The sequence below is a fragment of the Pseudomonas putida genome, from assembly GCF_028682475.1.
Lineage (GTDB): Bacteria > Pseudomonadota > Gammaproteobacteria > Pseudomonadales > Pseudomonadaceae > Aquipseudomonas > Aquipseudomonas putida_AG.
In genome coordinates, this window is record NZ_JANHLE010000150.1 from 1 (window position 1) to 246 (window position 246).

Below are 246 nucleotides of genomic sequence, written 5' to 3' on the forward strand. Positions count from 1 at the left end.
TTGAGTCACTGGCATGCGCGCCTGCAAAGCATCCGCGACGATCGCCTCAAGCTGTTCACCGCCGGCGTGTTCCACCGTGCGGCCTGGTATTACGACTTCACCCTCGATGACCAGATCAAGCACCGCCTGGAAACCGAGTTCGTCTGCGTGGCGGCGATGTGCGCGGACCAACAAGCCACGGAAAAACTGGCCGCCTACCTGGAGTCCGACCTGCTGACGGTCGTGCCCGGGCTCGACACCCTGACC

The 246-nt window shown here is 63.4% G+C and carries 1 protein-coding gene; it reads left to right on the forward strand.

All coding sequences use genetic code 11. The features are described from left to right. Nucleotides 1-246 (forward strand): hypothetical protein (locus NPS47_RS25585; RefSeq protein WP_274297467.1); only part of this gene is annotated, 246 nt, incomplete at both ends.